This window comes from Rhodococcus pyridinivorans, assembly GCF_900105195.1.
GTDB classification, from domain to species: Bacteria; Actinomycetota; Actinomycetes; order Mycobacteriales; family Mycobacteriaceae; genus Rhodococcus; species Rhodococcus pyridinivorans.
On record NZ_FNRX01000002.1, the window covers coordinates 1,596,971 to 1,614,993 of the forward strand.

18 protein-coding genes are annotated in these 18,023 nt (G+C 68.1%); 13 read left to right on the top strand and 5 right to left on the bottom strand.

The genetic code is table 11. The annotated features are described in order from the left end of the window. Positions 1–44 precede the first annotated feature (44 nt). Complete coding sequence (locus BLV31_RS07870) at positions 45–2,063, bottom strand: prolyl oligopeptidase family serine peptidase (RefSeq protein ID WP_072740478.1); 2,019 nt, start codon at positions 2,061–2,063, stop codon at positions 45–47. Here BLV31_RS07870 and BLV31_RS07875 point away from each other — a divergent pair. Beyond that, complete coding sequence (locus BLV31_RS07875; protein ID WP_081263517.1) at positions 2,062–3,396, top strand: wax ester/triacylglycerol synthase domain-containing protein; 1,335 nt, start codon at positions 2,062–2,064, stop codon at positions 3,394–3,396. The genes BLV31_RS07870 and BLV31_RS07875 overlap by 2 nt on opposite strands. 30 nt (positions 3,397–3,426) lie before the next feature. Continuing rightward, the gene (locus BLV31_RS07880; protein WP_064061822.1) at positions 3,427–4,272 is read left to right on the top strand and encodes an SDR family oxidoreductase; all 846 of its coding nucleotides are present in this window, start codon (positions 3,427–3,429) and stop codon (positions 4,270–4,272) included. 37 nt (positions 4,273–4,309) lie between these two features. Here the strand turns inward: BLV31_RS07880 and BLV31_RS07885 are convergent, their stop codons facing one another. Continuing rightward, the gene (locus tag BLV31_RS07885) at positions 4,310–4,600 is read right to left on the bottom strand and encodes a hypothetical protein (RefSeq protein WP_064061821.1); all 291 of its coding nucleotides are present in this window, start codon (positions 4,598–4,600) and stop codon (positions 4,310–4,312) included. 181 nt (positions 4,601–4,781) lie between these two features. Here BLV31_RS07885 and BLV31_RS07890 point away from each other — a divergent pair, with 181 nt between their 5' ends. From BLV31_RS07890 to BLV31_RS07905, 4 genes are read left to right on the top strand one after another with little or no spacing between them, the layout of a single operon-like run. Beyond that, positions 4,782–5,690 carry an ABC transporter ATP-binding protein gene (locus BLV31_RS07890; RefSeq protein ID WP_019291133.1) on the top strand — a complete coding sequence of 303 codons (909 nt, stop codon included), beginning with the start codon at positions 4,782–4,784 and terminating at the stop codon, positions 5,688–5,690. Continuing rightward, on the top strand, positions 5,687–6,487 hold the full coding sequence (locus BLV31_RS07895; protein ID WP_139192943.1) for an ABC transporter permease: 801 nt from the start codon (positions 5,687–5,689) through the stop codon (positions 6,485–6,487). The genes BLV31_RS07890 and BLV31_RS07895 overlap by 4 nt, the downstream gene beginning before the upstream one ends. Positions 6,488–6,513: 26 nt before the next feature. Then, positions 6,514–7,749, top strand: coding sequence for a sensor histidine kinase (locus tag BLV31_RS07900; protein ID WP_051121656.1), 1,236 nt, complete (start codon positions 6,514–6,516; stop codon positions 7,747–7,749). Then, complete coding sequence (locus BLV31_RS07905) at positions 7,746–8,384, top strand: response regulator (protein ID WP_006553604.1); 639 nt, start codon at positions 7,746–7,748, stop codon at positions 8,382–8,384. The genes BLV31_RS07900 and BLV31_RS07905 overlap by 4 nt, the downstream gene beginning before the upstream one ends. Before the next feature lie 47 nt (positions 8,385–8,431). Here BLV31_RS07905 and BLV31_RS07910 read toward each other — a convergent pair whose 3' ends face one another. Both BLV31_RS07910 and BLV31_RS07915 read right to left on the bottom strand, forming a co-directional pair. After that, complete coding sequence (locus tag BLV31_RS07910) at positions 8,432–9,091, bottom strand: hemerythrin domain-containing protein (RefSeq protein ID WP_041803803.1); 660 nt, start codon at positions 9,089–9,091, stop codon at positions 8,432–8,434. 148 nt (positions 9,092–9,239) lie between these two features. After that, entirely contained in the window at positions 9,240–9,965 is a 726-nt protein-coding gene (locus BLV31_RS07915; RefSeq protein ID WP_230809933.1) for a TetR/AcrR family transcriptional regulator, read from the bottom strand. A gap of 103 nt (positions 9,966–10,068) precedes the next feature. Between BLV31_RS07915 and BLV31_RS07920 the strand changes: the two genes are divergently transcribed. From BLV31_RS07920 to lpdA, 3 genes are all read left to right on the top strand, one after another. Then, on the top strand, positions 10,069–11,025 hold the full coding sequence (locus BLV31_RS07920) for an ABC transporter ATP-binding protein (RefSeq protein ID WP_248690854.1): 957 nt from the start codon (positions 10,069–10,071) through the stop codon (positions 11,023–11,025). Further along, positions 11,022–11,843: an ABC transporter permease gene (locus tag BLV31_RS07925; protein WP_072740477.1), complete on the top strand. Its 822-nt coding sequence runs from the start codon at positions 11,022–11,024 to the stop codon at positions 11,841–11,843. The genes BLV31_RS07920 and BLV31_RS07925 overlap by 4 nt, the downstream gene beginning before the upstream one ends. Positions 11,844–11,906: 63 nt before the next feature. Then, positions 11,907–13,310 carry a dihydrolipoyl dehydrogenase gene (lpdA, locus tag BLV31_RS07930; protein ID WP_006553599.1) on the top strand — a complete coding sequence of 468 codons (1,404 nt, stop codon included), beginning with the start codon at positions 11,907–11,909 and terminating at the stop codon, positions 13,308–13,310. 74 nt (positions 13,311–13,384) lie between these two features. Here the strand turns inward: lpdA and BLV31_RS07935 are convergent, their stop codons facing one another. Then, complete coding sequence (locus BLV31_RS07935) at positions 13,385–14,062, bottom strand: helix-turn-helix transcriptional regulator (RefSeq protein ID WP_248846324.1); 678 nt, start codon at positions 14,060–14,062, stop codon at positions 13,385–13,387. A gap of 179 nt (positions 14,063–14,241) precedes the next feature. Between BLV31_RS07935 and BLV31_RS07940 the strand changes: the two genes are divergently transcribed. The 4 genes from BLV31_RS07940 (at position 14,242) to BLV31_RS07955 (ending at position 18,017) form a co-directional block, all read left to right on the top strand. After that, positions 14,242–15,054 (top strand): class I SAM-dependent methyltransferase, encoded by an 813-nt coding sequence (locus BLV31_RS07940; RefSeq protein ID WP_064062060.1) that lies wholly within the window; start codon positions 14,242–14,244, stop codon positions 15,052–15,054. Continuing rightward, complete coding sequence (locus BLV31_RS07945) at positions 15,054–15,386, top strand: cupin domain-containing protein (RefSeq protein WP_006553595.1); 333 nt, start codon at positions 15,054–15,056, stop codon at positions 15,384–15,386. Before BLV31_RS07940 ends, BLV31_RS07945 begins: the two co-directional genes overlap by 1 nt. Positions 15,387–15,454: 68 nt before the next feature. After that, complete coding sequence (locus tag BLV31_RS07950) at positions 15,455–16,552, top strand: ferredoxin reductase (RefSeq protein ID WP_064062055.1); 1,098 nt, start codon at positions 15,455–15,457, stop codon at positions 16,550–16,552. A 28-nt stretch (positions 16,553–16,580) separates the two neighbouring features. Further along, the gene (locus tag BLV31_RS07955) at positions 16,581–18,017 is read left to right on the top strand and encodes a fatty acid desaturase family protein (protein WP_064062056.1); all 1,437 of its coding nucleotides are present in this window, start codon (positions 16,581–16,583) and stop codon (positions 18,015–18,017) included. Positions 18,018–18,023 lie beyond the last annotated feature (6 nt).

Sequence of the window (18,023 nt, forward strand, 5' to 3'; positions counted from 1 at the left end):
GTGTGCGTCTTTCTCGACGAGAACGCACACAGCCTCCCCGAAGTTCACCGGTTCGCGAGCTTGTCCGCCAGGAAGGTGAACGTCAGCGCCGACTTGAACGCCGCCTGGGCGTTGTCGGCAGCGCCGCCGTGGCCGCCCTCGATGTTCTCGTAGTACCGGACCTCGTGACCCTGCTCTTCGAGCCGCGCCACCATCTTCCGCGCATGGCCGGGATGCACCCGGTCGTCGCGCGTCGACGTGGTGATGAGGATCGGCGGGTAGTCGGCATCCGGGTCGGTGTTCTGGTACGGCGAGTACTTCGACAGGAACTCCCACTCCGCGGGGTTGTCGGGGTCGCCGTACTCGGCCATCCACGACGCACCGGCGAGCAGCAGGTGGTAGCGCTTCATGTCGAGCAGCGGCACCTGGCACACGATCGCCCCGAACAGTTCGGGATAGCGGGTGAGCATCACGCCCATGAGCAGACCGCCGTTGCTGCCGCCCTGGGTGCCGAGCTGCTCGGCCGTCGTGATCCCGCGCGCGACGAGATCCTTCGCGACCGCGGCGAAGTCCTCGAAGACCTTGTGCCGGTTTTCCTTCAGGGCCTGCGTGTGCCAGCTGGGTCCGTACTCGCCGCCACCGCGGATGTTCGCGATGACGTAGGTGTAGCCCTTCTCGAGCCACGCCCGCCCGACGCCGCCGCTGTAGGCCGGCACCATCGAGTTCTCGAACCCGCCGTACCCGTACAACAGTGTGGGCGAAGGGGTTCCGGTGTTGCTGCCGACCACGAAGTAGGGCACCTGCGTGCCGTCGTCGGACGTCGCGAAGAACTGCTCGACGGTGATGCCCTCGGCGTCGAAGAACGACGGGGCCTGCTTGATCGCCTCCACCGGGCCGCCGACCGTCCCCGACAGCAGGGTCGCAGGGATCGTGAAACCGCTGGAGTTGAGGAAGAAGTCGTCGCTGTTGAGCGGATCGACGTCGATGATCGAAGTCGACGTGGCATCGGGGACGTCGGGCAGTTCCTCGTCCGACCAACCGTCCTCACCCGGTGTGAGCACCCGCACGCGGGTCTGCACGTCGCGCAGTGTGACGACGAGCAGGTGATTCTGCGTCCACGCGTACTGCTCGAGCGAGGTGTGCTCGTCCGGGGCGAACAGCACCGTCACCTCACGCGAGCCGGCGAGGAAGGCCGGATAGTTCGCGGCGAGCAGCGTGCCGGCGGGATGGCCGAGCCATTCGGAGCGGGTGCGCACGAGCAGGTGGTCGCGGTACACGCTCACCCGCGCGTCGTCGGGAACATCCAGTTCGACGAGCTCGCCGTCCGCGGTGAGTTCGAAACGCTGCGCCCGGTAGAAGTCGATCGCGCGGTCGACGAAGCTGCGCTCGTATCCGGGAGTGTTGTCGTACCAGGCGGAGACAGCGACATCGGTGCGCTCACCTTCGAAGACCGTCTCGGCCTCATCGATCGGAGTGCCGCGCCGCCAACGCTTCGCGAGTCGCGGATAACCCGAGTCGGTGAGCGACCCGTCGCCGAAATCGCTTCCCACATAGACGGTGTCGGAGTCGATCCACCCGATGTCCGTCTTCGCCTCGGGTAGTTCGAAACTGTCCGGGCCCGAGACGAATCGTCGCTCGACGAGATCGAACTCGCGGATCACACTCGCGTCGGCACCACCGCGCGACAAGCTGATGAGCGCGCGGGTCTGATCGGGCCGCAGCACCTGGGCACCCGACCACACCCAGTTCTCGCCCTCTTCCTCGGCGACGGCGTCGAGGTCGACGAGGACGTCCCATTCGGGTTCGTCGCGCAGGTACTGCTCCATCGTCGTGCGACGCCACAGGCCGCGTACGTGCTCGGCGTCCCGCCAGTAGTTGTAGAGGTACTCGCCCCGCCGACGCGCATAGGGGATGCGGGCGTCGGTGTCGAGGATCTCGCGGATGCGGGATTCGAGGTCGGTGAAGCTCTCGGTGCGGGTGTACTCCTCGACCGTTCGGTCGTTCCGGGCACGCACCCAGTCGAGTTGTTCCTCGCCGGTGACGTCCTCGAGCCATAGGTACGGATCGGTCGTGTCGTCGCTCATGATCCATTCATACCCGCCCCGCACGTGCCTCCGGCGGCAGGCAGACTGTGACCTTGTGCAGATGCATCCGTCGGACGCGCGCCGGGAATGGCTCGGCGACCGCATCCCGGGCGACCTGTTCGCCCTCTACTGTTTCGACGCCCCCGCGACTCCGGTCGCCGACGTGCTCGACGAACTGCGGTCGCGGGCGGCGGTGATGGGGGAACTGCAGGTACGGATGGTCGAGGTACCCGCGGGTCTCGACTATCCCTACTGGGCAGCGCACACCCCAGCAGAAGACCGGTTCGTCGTCCACGAATCCGGCAGCTACGAACAGATGCTCGTCGCGCTGTCCGGGCTCGTCGCGACCCGCGTCGACGTCACCGTCTCGCCGTGGCGACTGCACGTCTTCCCACATGTCACGGGTGCTCCGCGCGGGAACGGTCCCGCCCTCGTGGTCGTCCTGCAGATGTCGCACGCCTTCGCCGACGGGGTGCGCACCTCCGCGCTCGCCCGCGATCTGCTGGCGGGCACCGCGACACCCACGACACCGCCGCGCGCCCTCTCGCCCGCCGGGATGCTTACGCGTGCCGTCCTGCGGCTGCCGTTCTCGATTCCACGGGTGATCGCCGACGGGCGGCGGTCGGTGGATGCGGCGCGACAGCTCGCCGACCCCTCGGTGCCGCCACCCACCCCGGGGAGGCCGCTGGTCGCTGTGAACACCGCACCCGGGCCGCGGCGGACGGTCCGCACACTCGTGTTCGACTCCGCCGCCCTGCGCGGCGTCGGCACGGTCACCATCGGCGCGCTCACGGCCATCGGCGCCGCCCTGTCGCAGCTCCTCGGCGTCGACGAACTGTCCGCCGAGGTGCCGGTCGCGGTGGCGCCGGGCACGGCCCGCAACAGCTACCGCAACGTCGGCGTCGACCTGCACTGCGCGCTCCGCGAACCGCACGAACGTGCCGCGGCGATCGCCGCCGACCTGGCGTTGCAACGGATCCGTGCGCGGCACCCCGCCATGGCGATCCGGGTCCGCACCGACGACCACGTCCCCGCACCGTTGCTGCGGTTCGGTACCGACCGACTCGACCTGTCCGTCGTCCCACCCACCGTCACGGGCAACACCGTCGTGTCGAGCGTCTACCGAGGTCCGGCCGACCTGGAACTCGGTGGCGGGCGGGTGCGGTTCACCTCGGGCTTCCCGGGCCTGTCGCCCGTGCAGGCGCTCACCCACGGCGTGCACGGGATCGGCGACACCGTGACCCTGTCGGTGACGACCTCCCCGGATGTCCTCGACGCGGCAGGTCTCGCTCGGTACGTCGCCCTGCTGCACGAGGCGGTCGCCTCGCTGTAACGTGCCCCGAATCCAACGATGGAGGGGCACATGGCGGCTTATGCGGTGACGGGTGCCGCCTCGGGAATGGGCCGGGCGAGCGCGGAGCGGCTGCGGGCCGCCGGGCACACGGTGATCGGCATCGACCTGAAGGACACCGAGGTCACGGCGGACCTATCCACTCCGGAGGGTCGTTCCCACGCCGTCCGGGCCACGCTCGAGCTGGCGGGCAGCCGTCTCGACGGTGCCGTGCTCGCCGCGGGCCTGGGCCCCACCCCCGGCAAGGAGGAGATCATCGCGCAGGTCAACGTGCGCGGCGTGATCGACCTGCTTGTCGGATGGCGAGCAGCTCTGGCCGCCTCCGCGAACAGCAAGGTCGTGGTGTTCGGATCCAATTCGACGACCACGACTCCCGGCGTGCCGAACTCGGCGGTGAAGGCCTTCCTCGCCGGCGACATGGACAAGGGCGTCGTGCGCACCACCCGCATCTCGCAGGCGGGCCCGCCGTTCACCTATGCGGCGTCGAAGATCGCCGTGACCCGATGGGCGCGACGCGCCGCGGTCACCCCCGAGTGGGCGGGTGCCGGCATCCGCCTCAACATCCTCGCGCCCGGAGCGATCTCCACCCCGCTGCTCGACGCGCAACTCGAGAGCCCCCTCGGGAAGGTGGTGGAGAGCTTCCCCGTTCCGCTCGGGGGCTTCGGGAAGCCCGACGAGATCGCGCGGTGGGTCGAATTCATGCTGTCCCCGGCGGCGGACTTCATGACGGGCAGCGTCGTGGTGGTCGACGGCGGCACCGAGGCGTACTTCCGTCCCGACGACTGGCCGGTGCGGGTCCCGTTCCGGTCGATCCCGCGCTACCTGCTCGGCATGCGCAGGTTCGGGCGCCGCAAGTGAGGGTCCGCGCAGCGCGGACCCCCACCGCGCTCCCGTATCAGGCGAAGTAGTCGCCGAAACCGTAGATCGCGTCGAACGCGCTGGTGGGCAATACATCCACCGCGTTCACGCGGTAGGACGAGTGCGAGTCCTGCATCAGGTCGCGCACGAACCGCAGGGCGTGGATCGCGTCGACGGCGTCGACGGTGATGATGAGCTGGGCGCGACCGTTGTCGCTGCGGCCCACCGCCCCGTGGTGCGGGACGATCGGTTCGATGAGGTCGACGGTCTCGTCGTCGGTCAGGAGATCGAGGTCGGCGTCGATTTCGATCATTGCGTTGTATTCCATGTGGGTTCTCCCGGTTCGAACACCCGAGCGGCCTCGCGCCGCGCGGGTTGATCTCGACGGGGAACACGCACGGCGACATCATGCCCGAACCGGATGACCCTCGCCATCATCCGATCGGGGGACATCCGATCGAGACGGACGGACGATGTGCGGGACCGGTGCTCCGCGCGACGCTCGATGCATGCCGATCGTCGAAGTGAACAATCTGCACAAGTCGTACGGAGGTCGCGCCGTCGTGGACGGCGTGAGCTTCGAGATCCACGAAGGTGAGATTTTCGGGGTCCTCGGTCCGAACGGGGCCGGGAAGACGACCTCCGTCGAACACATCTCGGGTCTGCGAAAACCCGATGAGGGCACCGTCCGCGTCGCCGGCCTCGACCCGGTCCGCGACCACCGGGCCGTCACCGAACTGCTCGGCACGCAGTTGCAGCAGAGTGAGCTGCAGCCGAAATTGACCGTGCGCGAGGCCCTCCGGTTGTACGCGGCCTTCTACGCCCGACCCGCGGACGGCGATGTGCTCGCCGAACGCCTCGGGCTCGGCCGCATGCTCGACACCCGGTTCACGAAACTGTCCGGGGGCCAGAAACAGCGGTTGTTCATCGCACTGGCACTCATCGGTTCACCGCGCGTCGTCGTCCTCGACGAACTCACCACCGGACTCGACCCGCGTGGGCGCCGTGACACCTGGGAACTGATCGAGGAGGTGCGTGATTCCGGCGTCACCGTCCTGCTCGTCACACATTTCATGGAAGAGGCACAACGCCTCTGCGACCGTGTCGCGGTCTTCGATTCCGGGCGCATCCGTGCGCTGGGGACGCCGGCCCAGCTGATCGGGCAGTCGTCCGCAGCGATCGTGGTCTCGTTCCACCCGTCCGGTCCGCTCGACCCCGCGCTCCTCGAAGCCCAGCCCGGCGTCGTCTCCGTGCACACCGCCCGGGAACGGGTGGCCGTCGAAGGCAGTGAGGAGTCGATCCACGCGGTACTCGGCCTGTTGGCACGCCTCGGCGTCACGGCCGAACGCCTCCGCATCGCCGAAGCGACCCTCGACGACGCCTACCTCGATCTCACCGACACCAGGAGCACGTCATGACCGACCCGACCGTCCGCACCAGGCTCGTCGAGACGTCGACGACGAGCACCCCGACGATGTCCGCATCGACCGCCGTTCTGCGTACCGAGGCACGACTGTTCACGCGGGAACCCGGGGCGCTCTTCTGGATCCTCGTCTTCCCCACGCTGTTGCTCGTGATCCTCGGCCTGATTCCCGGTTTCCGGGAACCGGATCCGGACCTCGGTGGTCTGCGGGTGATCGATCTGTACGTCCCCGTGGCGATCCTCCTCGCGATGATCGTGGCCGGTGTCCAGACGATGCCCGCGGTGTTGTCGTCGTACCGAGAACGGGGAATCCTCCGCAGGCTCGCCGTGACCCCGGCGAGTCCGTCGCACCTGCTGACCGCACAGATCGTGGTGCACGCGATCGCGGTCCTGGCGTCGGTCTTCCTCGCACTGATCGTCGGTCGGGCGGCCTTCGGAGTCGCCTTCCCCGCCCAGCCGTGGGGATACGCACTCGCGGTACTCGTCACTCTCGCTGCGGCACTGAGCGCGGGAGGGACACTGGCTGCGGTGGCACCGTCCGTGCGGATCGCTCAGACGCTGGGCACGATCGTGTTCTTCCCGTTGATGTTCAGTGCGGGCGTATGGCTGCCGGTGCAGGCGATGCCCGAGCTGCTGCGACGGATCGTGGAGCTGACACCCTTCGGTGCCGCAGCGCAACTGCTCGACGAGACCGCCGCGGGCGACCTGCCGAATCTCGGTGGCATCGCGGTCGTGGTGGGTTGGACCGTCGTCCTGACCGGCGTGGCGATCCGGTGGTTCCGTTGGCAGTGACGGCGTCGACCGTCATCCTGGAAGCCATGACGGCACCGACGACCACCGACGATCCGTGGCTTCGGACCTACAGATGGGCGCCGGTGGGGATGCTCGCGACCGGCACCGTCCTGTCCGTCGGCACCGCGACGTTGTTGATGAGTCCCGCCGAGCGGTACACGGCAGCGGTGCTCACCGCGGTGGCGGTGGGTCTGGAACTGTGGCGCGGTCGCCGCCGCCGGTCGATGCCGGAGGGCGACGCGGTCTACTACCTGCTCCGGTCCGCCCTGGCGTTCGTCCTGAGCTGGCTCAACCCGTTCTTCGCGATCTATGCGGCCTCCGGCTACTTCGATGCCCACGCGATGCTGCCGGACCGCTGGATCCGGTTCGGGCTGATCGTCACCGCCGTGACGGTGGCGGGTTCGCAGGCGGGTGGTCTGCCGCCGGACGACACGACGATGTGGATCGCATTCGGGCTCCTCGTCGTGCTCAACGCCTCGATTTCCATGCTGATGATGAGGCTCGCCGAACGCGACGAGCAGCGAAGTCTCGAACGGCTCGCTGCGATCACCGAACTCGAACGCACCAACGTCCGACTCGAGAACGCGCTGTCCGAGAACCAGGCCCTGCACGCGCAGCTGCTGGTGCATGCCCGGGAAGCGGGGATCGACGACGAGCGCCGCCGGCTCGCCGCGGAGATCCACGACACCCTCGCCCAGGGCCTGGCCGGGATCGTCACGCAGTTGCAGGCGGCACAGGACACCGCCGATCCGGAGGCGGCGCGGCGCCACGTCGAGAGGGCCACGGACCTTGCGCGACGCAGCCTCGGCGATGCCCGCCGCTCGGTGCGCAATCTCGCTCCCGAGGCACTCGAGCACCGCACGCTCGACGACGCGCTGGCCCACGAGGTGGAGAGATGGTCGGCCGAACACGGGATCCGGGTCGATCTCACGGTCACGGGCACCACCGAACCGTTGCACGACGACATCGGCGTGACGTTGTTCCGCATCACCCAGGAGGCCCTCGCGAACGTCGCCAAGCATTCCTCCGCACACCGTGCCGGTGTCACGGTGTCCTATATGGACGACGAAGTGAGTGTGGACATCCGGGACGACGGATGCGGTTTCGATCCGTGCGCGACACCGGGCGACGGATTCGGGTTGCGGGGCATGCAGTCCCGTGCCGACCGGATCGCCGGCGTCGTGGACGTCGAGTCCGAACCGGGTGTGGGGACCGCGGTCTCGGTGCGGGTGCCGCTGATCAGGGCCGGGAGGACGTCGTGACCGACGCGGACGAGATCACCGTGCTGATCGTCGACGACCACCCCGTCGTGCGGGACGGCCTGCGCGGAATGTTCGCCGCATCCCCGGAATTCGACGTGGTCGGAGAGGCTGCCTCCGGTCCGGAGGCCGTGACCCTCACGCTCGAACTCGACCCCGACGTGGTGCTCATGGACCTGCGGATGCCGGGAGGCGGGGGAGTGCAGGCGATCACCGAACTCGTCGCGCGAGGTGCGCGCAGTCGCGTCCTGGTGCTGACGACCTACGACACGGACGCCGACACCGTGCCTGCGATCGAGGCCGGCGCGACCGGCTACCTGCTCAAGGACGCTCTGCGGGACGACCTGTTCGCCGGGGTGCGGGCCGCGGCGGAGGGACGGACCGTCTTGTCGCCGGTGGTCGCGTCGCGGTTGATGAACCACATGCGGACACCCACCGCCCCGCAGGCGCTCAGCGCCCGGGAGCGTGAGGTGCTGGCGCTCGTCGCGAAGGGCACCTCGAACCGGGCCATCGCCCAGGAGCTGTTCATCAGCGAGGCGACCGTGAAGACCCACCTGACCCACGTCTTCGCGAAGCTCGAGGTGAAGGACAGGGCGGCCGCGGTCGCAGTCGCCTACGACCGCGGGATCCTGGGTTAGCCGAACAGCAGGGTCAGCCGAACAGCAGGGTTAGCCGAACAGCAGGGTCAGCCGAACACCGCACGCTCGCGGCGTCGTTGCCGACGGGAGAAGACCGCGACCATCAGTCGCACCGGAAGGGGCAGTTCGCGGCGGACCCGCTCGGTCTCGTCCTCGGTCATCACGGCGAAGAAGCGGGTGAGGTCGAAGTCGGCCCGGCCACCGCGCTGGGCGTCCTTCTCGAACCGCTGCCACGCGTCGGCGGAGACGTGCCCGGTGATGAGCGGGAAGACCGTTCGCTCCTCGTCCGCGATGTGCTCGTGGAGGTGCTCACTCAGCGTGCGGAGGGTGCGTGCGAAGCCGGCCACTGCCGCGGGGTCGGGGAGCCCGCGGGTGAATTCGCCGAGTTCGTCGAGGAGCGGGTCGAGTTCGTCGTGGTCGTCGGTGAGTTCGGTGAAGTCGACGTGGGGTCCGGCCGACGCGGTGATCAGCGGCCAGAGTGCGAGGTCCTCCACGTTGTGATGGTGGTAGAGACTCGCGACGAACAGTCCGACATAGTCGGCGGTCGCCGCGTAGCGGGCCCTGTCGAAGCTCGACGGATCTGCGAGCATCCGGTCCGCCAGTTCGCGGAGCCGGGTGACGTCGCGGAGGATCACGCGGTGCGCGAGCCGCATTCCGAGCAGGTCGTCGTCGGTGGTGAGGCGCGGGGTGAGGGATGCGGAAGTCATGTCGGTAGCGTGCGCGGCCGGACTTGGAACCGGCTTGGTGCCGAGCGGGCGCCGGAGATCGTCGCGCACCAAGTGGTCGCCAAGAATGTCTCCGCGCGCTCGGTCCGTGATCATCACTCCGGCACTTGCAGGGAGCCGACAGCTGATGTCAGCGGGTCGGCGCGATGCCGAACAGGAGCGCGTCGATGCCGGCGCGGAACGCACGGTCGTTCGCATCGGATCCGTCGTCCGCACCGCTGCGGCTGTCCGCATCTGCGACATCACCTGCGGATCCTCCGGCGGACGCGCCGGTCATCAGGGCGGTGAGATGCGGGTAGTCGCCGTGCTCGAGCATCGCGGCGATGTGCGCGGCTCCGCCGCCGGCCGCCCCTGCAGACATCCCGGCGGCCTCCTGCGCGGCGAAGTTGGTGACCCACCCCGACAGGAGGGCGACTCCGGTCATCGTCGCGGTCGGGTCGAGTCCGGCGGGGGCGAGGGCGCCGACGAGGTGGTCGAGATACCGCATCGAGTTCGGGCCGAGCGTCGATGCCGTGACCTGGCTCAGCCAGGGATGCCGGCGGTGGATTGCGCGGGACTGTTCGGCGACGTCGAGTACGTCGGCGCGCACGTCACCGGTCAGCGGAGCGAAGCGGTATTCGGCTCCGGCCCGGTCGACCATGAGGTCCACGAGATCGGTCTTGCCGGAGACGTAGCGGTAGAGCGACGCGGGGGCGGTGCCGAGGGCGTCGGCGAGCCTGCGCATGGACAGGGCGCGGATGCCGTCCTCGTCGGCGATCCGCACGCACGCGTCTGCGAGCTGATCGAGCGTGTAGGCCGGTCGCGGGCCGGGGCGCCCGGTGTCGGACCGCAGCCAGATCGAGTCGGAGACCGTCATGCAGGACAGCATGCCTCCTCGAACGGGTTGCGAACGATGTTCGCAGATGCGTACCCTCGAACTGCGAACGGTGTTCCCAATCGAGAGGTGGATCGTGATCGAGATGGCACTCGAGGCGGAAGGCCTCACCCGGGCGTTCGGCGATCGCATCGTCGTCGACGACGTCCACCTGCGCGTCCCGCCGGGGCGCGTCCATGCGCTCCTCGGTCCGAACGGATCGGGGAAGACCACCATCGTCCGGATGCTCGCCACCCTGCTGCGGCCCACGGCCGGACGTGCCCGCGTACGCGGCTTCGATGTGGTGCACGACGCGACCCGCGTGAAGCGCTGCATCGGCTTCGTCGGCCAGTACCACGCGGTGGATCTACGACTGACCGGTGTCGAGAACCTGATGATCGTCGCTCGCCTGCACGGTCTGGCCGGCCGCGCCGCCCACACCCGCGCGGTCGAACTGCTCGACCGCTTCGGCCTCGCCGATGCTGCGAACCGGCAGGCGAGCACCTACTCCGGCGGCATGCGCCGGCGGCTGGATCTGCTCGCCGGGATGCTCGTGCGACCCGACGTGCTCTTCCTCGACGAACCGACCACCGGTCTCGACCCGAGCAGCCGCAACGAGATCTACGGGATGGTCGGCGAACTGGTCGCCGAGGGCACCGCGGTCCTGCTCACCACGCAGTATCTCGACGAGGCCGACCGGCTCGCCGACGACATCACCATCCTCGACGCGGGCCGGACGATCGCGACCGGCACTCCCGCCGAGATCAAGGAGGCGGTCGGCTCCGGACTCGACCTCGTCCTCCCCGGTGCCGCCCACATCGACGAGGCCGTCGCCGTCATCGGCGCATTCGGCTTGCGCCACAACGGCATCCAGGTGCCGGTCGAGAACGGCTCGGTCCGGCTGTCCTTCACGACCGACGCCCACTCGGTGCCACTGCTGCCCGTGCTGCGCGCCCTCGACGACGCGGGTGTCCCCGTCGACGACATCGGCCGTCGTCGAGTCGGTCTCGACGAGGCATTCCTGACCCTGACCGGACGCGAGCGAATCGAGGAGTCCGCATGACCACCATCCACGAGTCCGGCCACGGCAGTTCTGCCCTCACCGGCACCCGGACGTTGCTGCATCGCGTCCTGCTGACCTACCGGCACTCGCCGGCCCTGCTGTTCGTCACCCTCGCCGCACCGCTGGGCATGATGCTGCTCTTCGGATTCGTCTTCGCCGGCGCCCTGTCCGGTGGCGAGGGCGCCGCCTACCGCGCATACCTGATGCCGGGTGTGCTCGTCCTCGTGGCGGCCATGGGCCTCGCGACCACCGCCGCCACCGCGAACGCCGACATGCGCAGCGGACTGTCGGATCGCTTCCGGACCCTGCCCACCTCCCCGGTGGCCGCGCCCGCCGGACTCGCCTTCGCCGAGACCCTGACGTGTGCGGTCACGCTGGCGCCGATGGTCGGCATCGGATATCTCGTCGGCTGGCGGATCGAAGCGGGCGCCGGGGAGATCGCCCTCGCCGCGGTGGTGCTGCTGTTGTTCCGGTTCGCATTCTCGTGGGCAGGTGTGTGGCTCGGCGTCTCGATCCGGGACGAACAGGTCCTGCAGCAGTGCGCACCCATGATCTTCGGCACGATCATGTTCTCGAACATCTTCGTGCCCACCGACACGATGCCGGTGGTCGTCCGACAGATCGCCGAGTGGAATCCCGTCAGTGCCGTCGTAGGTGCGCTGCGCGAGCTGCTCTCGGCGTCCGCGCCGGTACCCGCGGATGCGGCGTGGCCGCTGCACCATCCGGTGTGGTCGGCGTTCGGCTGGTGCGTCGTGCTGCTCGCCGTGACGGTCCCGCTCGCCGTGCGCCGATACACGGCCGATCACCGGATCCGGTAGCTACCGGCCGGTAACCGGACCATCGGCAGACACCGGAATCGGGCGGGACTACCCTGTATATCCGTGACCTCACACTATGACGTCGTTGTCCTCGGAGCCGGTCCCGGTGGGTACGTCGCTGCTATCCGCGCGGCACAGCTGGGACTGAGCACCGCCATCATCGAGCAGAAGTACTGGGGTGGTGTCTGCCTGAACGTCGGCTGCATCCCCTCGAAGGCACTTCTCCGCAACGCCGAGCTGGCACATCTCTTCAACAAAGAGGCCAAGACCTTCGGCATCTCGGGAGACGTGTCCTTCGACTTCGGTGCCGCCTACGACCGCAGCCGCAAGGTCGCGGACGGGCGCACCAAGGGCGTGCACTTCCTCATGAAGAAGAACAAGATCACCGAATACGACGGTAAGGGCTCGTTCGTCGACGCCAAGACCATCGAGGTGACCCTCACCAAGGGCGGCACCGAACAGGTGACCTTCGACAACGTCATCATCGCCACCGGCTCCGTCACCAAGCTGCTGCCGGGCACCGAGCTCAGCGACAACGTCGTCACCTACGAGGAGCAGATCCTCACCCGCGACCTCCCCGAGTCCATCGTCATCGTCGGTGCCGGTGCCATCGGCATGGAGTTCGGCTACGTCCTGAAGAACTACGGGGTCGACGTCACCATCGTCGAGTTCCTCGACCGCGCACTGCCCAACGAGGACGCCGACGTCTCCAAGGAGATCGCCAAGGCGTACAAGAAGCTCGGCATCACCATCAAGACCGGTGCCGCGGTGCAGAAGATCTCGGACGACGGTTCGAAGGTGACCGTCGAGATCAAGGACAACAAGTCCGGCAACGTCGAGACCGTCACGGTCGACAAGGTGCTGCAGTCGGTCGGCTTCGCGCCGCGCGTCGAGGGCTACGGCCTCGAGAACACCGGCGTCGAGCTCACCGACCGCGGTGCCATCGCGATCGACGAGCGCATGCGCACCAACGTCAAGGGCATCTACGCCATCGGCGACGTCACCGCGAAGCTTCAGCTCGCGCACGTCGCGGAGGCGCAGGCCGTGGTCGCGGCCGAGACCATCGGCGGTGCCGAGACCCTCGAGCTCGGCGACTACCGCATGATGCCGCGTGCGACCTTCTGCCAGCCGCAGGTCGCCTCCTTCGGTCTCACCGAGGAGCAGGCGAAGGCCGAGGGCTACGACGTGAAGGTCGCGACCTTCCCGTTCACCGCCAACGGCAAGGCGCACGGTCTGGGCGATCCCAACGGCTTCGTCAAGCTCATCGCCGACAAGACCCACGGTGAGCTCATCGGCGGCCACCTCATCGGCCCCGACGTCTCGGAGCTGCTGCCCGAGCTGACCCTGGCCCAGAAGTGGGACCTCACGGTCAACGAGCTCGCGCGCAACGTCCACACGCACCCGACTCTGAGCGAGGCGCTGCAGGAGGCCATCCACGGTCTCGCAGGACACATGATCAACTTCTGAGGATGCGGGGCCGACCCGAGGCCCCGCGTTCACCCTTCTTCCGTGTGGGCGGATCCCCGCTCGGATGTACCGGCTCAGCCCGTGACGACTCGACCGTCGTCGCGGGCTGACGTCGTTCCGCCCTTCTCCGGGCGCAGCACCAGCTGCACGAGACAGTTACCGTCCTGCGGGTCGGGCCGGACGTCGACGGCGTAGCGGCTGCGCAGCAGGTCGGCGTGGTCGTCGAGGACACGCTGGATCAATCCGCGTTGGATGCCGCGCACCACTTCGGGATTCGTGCGGGCGATCTCCGCGAGCGGGCACGTGCACAACGTGAGGCTGTGGGTGCCGAAGGCGTTCGTCGCGCTCTGCGTCTCGAAACCCAACTGCTGCAGGGCGTCGATGACGAGCGTGCCGGCGTCGACGGTCGGCGCGGGTGCGAGGGCGAGCATGCCCGCCCAGTCCGAGCCCACCTCGAACGCCTTGTCCTCGCGCTCGGTGGGGGTGCCCCCGATCCGCGCGGCGAGCAGCGCGACGAGATCGGTGTAGGACGGTTCCTTCACCGCGACGTAGCCGAGGCGCGGGCGCCCGACCCGCTCGATCGGAAGTTGCCGGGTGCGGACGAGACCTTCCTCCCCGAGGCCCGCGAGATGGAAGCGGACGGTCGTGACGTGCAGGTCGAGCGTGGCGGCGAGATGATGGGCGTCGACCGGGCCCGAGGACTCCCGCAACAGGCCGAGAATCCGCTCGCGTTGCTTCACCCGCCGTGCCAAGTCCGCTCTCCCGTCGCGCCCGCGGTGACTCTCAGGTGAGGGTCACCTTATTAAAAGGAGGAAAATCCTCTATAGTCGGCGCCATGGAGGCGACAACCGACGCACCGTCCACGTTACGACCGGTCCGGAGAGCCTCGGAACCGTAGCCACCCTTGCCCTCGCGAGAAGGAGTGCAGAACATGGCGGACAAGCGCGCATCGGAAGACGCTCTCCCCCTTGCGGGTAGGGACACCGCCCACCTGCCGGGACACTGGCTGCTCGCCCGCCTGGGCAAGCGTGTGCTGCGGCCCGGCGGTAAGGAACTGACGGCACGCGTGCTCGCCGACGCGAGGTTGCGTGGCGCGGACGTCGTCGAGTTCGCGCCCGGCCTCGGCCGGACGGCGCAAGAGATCCTCGCGTACTCGCCCGGCAGCTACACCGGAGTCGAATCCGACGAGACGGCAGCCGAACTGACGCGCAAGGCCATCGCCGGCGGAGGCAGTGTGGTCAGCGGCGAGGCATCGAAGACCGGACTCGACGACGAGGTCGCCGACGTCGTGGTCGGCGAGGCGATGCTGACCATGCAGACCGACAGGCACAAGGCGGAGATCGTGCAGGAGGCCCGCCGGGTGCTCCGTGTGGGCGGCCGGTACGCCATCCACGAACTCGCGATCGAACCCGACGAGGTCGATGACGAGGTCAAGACCGAGATCCGCACGTCGCTCGCGCGCTCGATCAAGGTCAACGCCCGCCCGCTCACCGCGGCGGAATGGCGGACCCTGTTCGAGGAGAACGGATTCGAGGTCGAGAAGATCGGCTTCGCTCCCATGGCGCTGCTCGAACCCAAGCGCATCCTCGCCGACGAGGGCCTGCCCGGCACCCTGAAGTTCGTTCGCAACGTCCTTCGCGACTCCGACGCCCGCAGCCGGGTGCTCCAGATGCGGTCGACGTTCACAAAGTACAAGAAGCATCTGGTCGCGATCGAGATCGTCGCCACGAAGAAGGAAGCGTGATGAGTACACAGCAGGTCGAGGGCAAGCTCACCCGTATCGAGGGGCTCGCGGAGCTCAACGCGGGCGAGGGGAGCGGGCCACGCATCGAGAAGCTCGCGGCGGTCACCGGTGCCACCGTGGTACGTCTGTCCTTCGTCGCCGGGCAGACGATGGACGACCACAAGGCCGGCGCTCCGATCCTCGTGCAGGCCGTCACCGGCGACATCTCGTTCAGCACCGCCGACGAGACCGTGTCGCTCGTACCGGGTACCGCCGTCCACGTCGACGCCGGCATCGTGCACCGCCTCGTCGCGAACGCCGATTCCGTGGTGCAGCTGACGATCCTGCGCTGAGCTGTCACCGATCCCACATCGGCGACGAATGTGCATGTGAGGTGTGCGCGCCCGCGTAGTGTTGCGCCATGGCGGAACGCGGCGCTCGCCCACACGTGCACCCGGTTCGGAGATGGTTGCTGCGCACGGTGCGGCACCTGTTCACACCTCTGCGGCCCGACGACTATCTCGAGATGATCAACCCGCTCTGGACGACCCGCGAACTGCGCGGCCGTGTGGAGCGGGTCGTCCCCGAGGGCGGCGACGCCGCATCGGTGCTCATCCGCCCGGCCTACGAGTGGCGCGGTCACGAGCCGGGCCAGTACGTGCGGCTCGGGGTGGTCATCGACGGGGTCTACCACTGGCGCGCGTACTCGCTCACCTCCGACCCCGATCCGGTCGACGGGCTCATCAGCATCACACCCAAACTCGTCGAGAATGGCGTGGTCTCGCCGTACCTGGTCCGCAAACTCGAGCCCGGCGACATCGTCCGCCTCGGTGAGGTCGAGGGCGTGTTCACCCTGCCCGACCCGCTGCCCGCGAAGATGCTGTTCATCAGCGCGGGCAGCGGGATCACCCCGATCATGAGCATGCTGCGCAGCCTCGACCACCGCGACCGCATCGACGACGTCGTCGTCGTGCATTCCGCCCACACCGAGGACGAGGTGATCTTCGGCTCGACCCTGCGCGACCTCGACGAGCGGCATCCCGGAATGCGTCTCGAGCTGTGGCTCAGCGGCGACCGCGGCCGCATCACCCCCGACGACCTCGGCGATCTGTGCCCCGACTGGCGCGAACGCGACGCTTTCTGCTCGGGCCCGCGCGACCTGCTCGACGCCCTCGAAGAACACTGGGACGAACACGGTGATCCCGAAAGATTCCACCTCGAACGTTTCCAGCCGATCATCGGTGGGAATGCCGGGAGCGGCGAGGGCGGCACCATCCACTTCCTCGACAGCGAGAAAGAGGTGGAGTGCGACGGGGGAACACCCATCCTGGTCGCAGGCGAGAACGCCGGCCTGAAGTTGCCATACGGCTGCCGTATCGGCATCTGCCACACGTGCGTCGGAACGCTGAAATCCGGGCAACTCCGGGACCTGCGGACCGACGAGGTGAGCGAGCCCACCGGGGCTGCGGTGCGTACCTGTATCCACACCGCGGAGGGTGACATCGAAATAGAACTGTGAAGCAACCGGCTTCGAAGCAGGGGGCGTCGTGACGAGAAGCATCGACAGGACCGACACCGGGACACGGGAACCACAGAGTCCGCTCGCGCATCTGAGCGACGACGATCTCGAGCAGATCGCCAAGGAGTTCGACGCCATCCACGACGAGGTGTACTCGAGTCTCGGCGACAAGGACCGGCAGTACATCAAGAACGTCATCGCCACGCAACGGCAGTTGGTCGTCGCGGGGCGGTTACTGCTCTTCGCGTCGTCGTACAAGCCCGCCTGGGTGGCCGGGACAGCCTGTCTCGGAGTGGCGAAGATCCTCGAGAACATGGAGATCGGCCACAACGTCATGCACGGCCAGTGGGACTGGATGAACGATCCGGACATCCACTCGTCGGTGTGGGACTGGGACACCGCCTCCACCGCGGAGGCGTGGAAGCACTCGCACAACTACATCCACCACACGTTCACGAACATCCGCGGCCTCGACAAGGATCTCGGCTACGAGATCATGCGGATCGACCCGCACCAGAAGTGGCACCCCGTCTACCTGGCGCAACCTCTCTACAACGCGCTGCTCACCGTGCTCTTCGAATGGGGTGTGGCGCTGCACGACCTCGACCTCGAGGCGTTGTGGGCCGGCGAGAAGTCGACCGGTCAGGTAATCGAGGAGCTGAAGGGCATCTTCGGCAAGGCCCGCGCGCAGTTCGTCAAGGACTACGTCGGCTGGCCGCTGGTGAGCGCCGCGCTGTTCGGTCTCGCGCAGGTCGCGCTGCAGGGCCGGTTGCCCCAGCCGAAGACCTCGCGTCTGGGCCGGCGACTGCGGTCGATGAGCAAGGGACCGATGGGCAAGGGCCGGTCCGGAAAGTTTCGTACCGCAGCCCATCTCGCCGACCGGTATCTACCCGGTGTCGAGAAGACCTTCCTCGCGACGGTTCTCGCCGACATCACGGCCAACATCATTCGCAACGTGTGGGCGCACGCGATCATCTTCTGCGGGCACTTCCCGGACCAGACCTATACCTTCTCGAAGAAGGAGGTCGAGAACGAGTCGCGTGGAGGGTGGTACGTGCGGCAGCTCGTCGGCGCCGCGAACATCGAAGGCACCCCGCTGTTCCACATCCTCAGCGGCAATCTCGGCTACCAGGTGGAGCATCACCTGTTCCCCGACATGCCGAGCACCCGTTACGCGGAGGTCGCGCCGAAGGTCAAGGACATCTGCGAGCGTTACGAACTGCCCTACAACTCGGGGCGATTGGGCAAGCAGTGGTTCATGGTGCACCGCACCATCGCCCGGCTCGCCTTCCCGGGCGGCAAGCCCCGTCCGAAGCCCGGACCGTATCGTCGTTCGCAGGATCCCACCGGCGGTCCCGTTCCCAGCGAGGCCGCACGGTTCCGCGACCGTCTGCCGGCCGACCATCCCGACGCCGGACCGGAACACGCCGGTGGCGGTGTGAAGGTCGATCCGCCGCCCCGCTGACCGGTT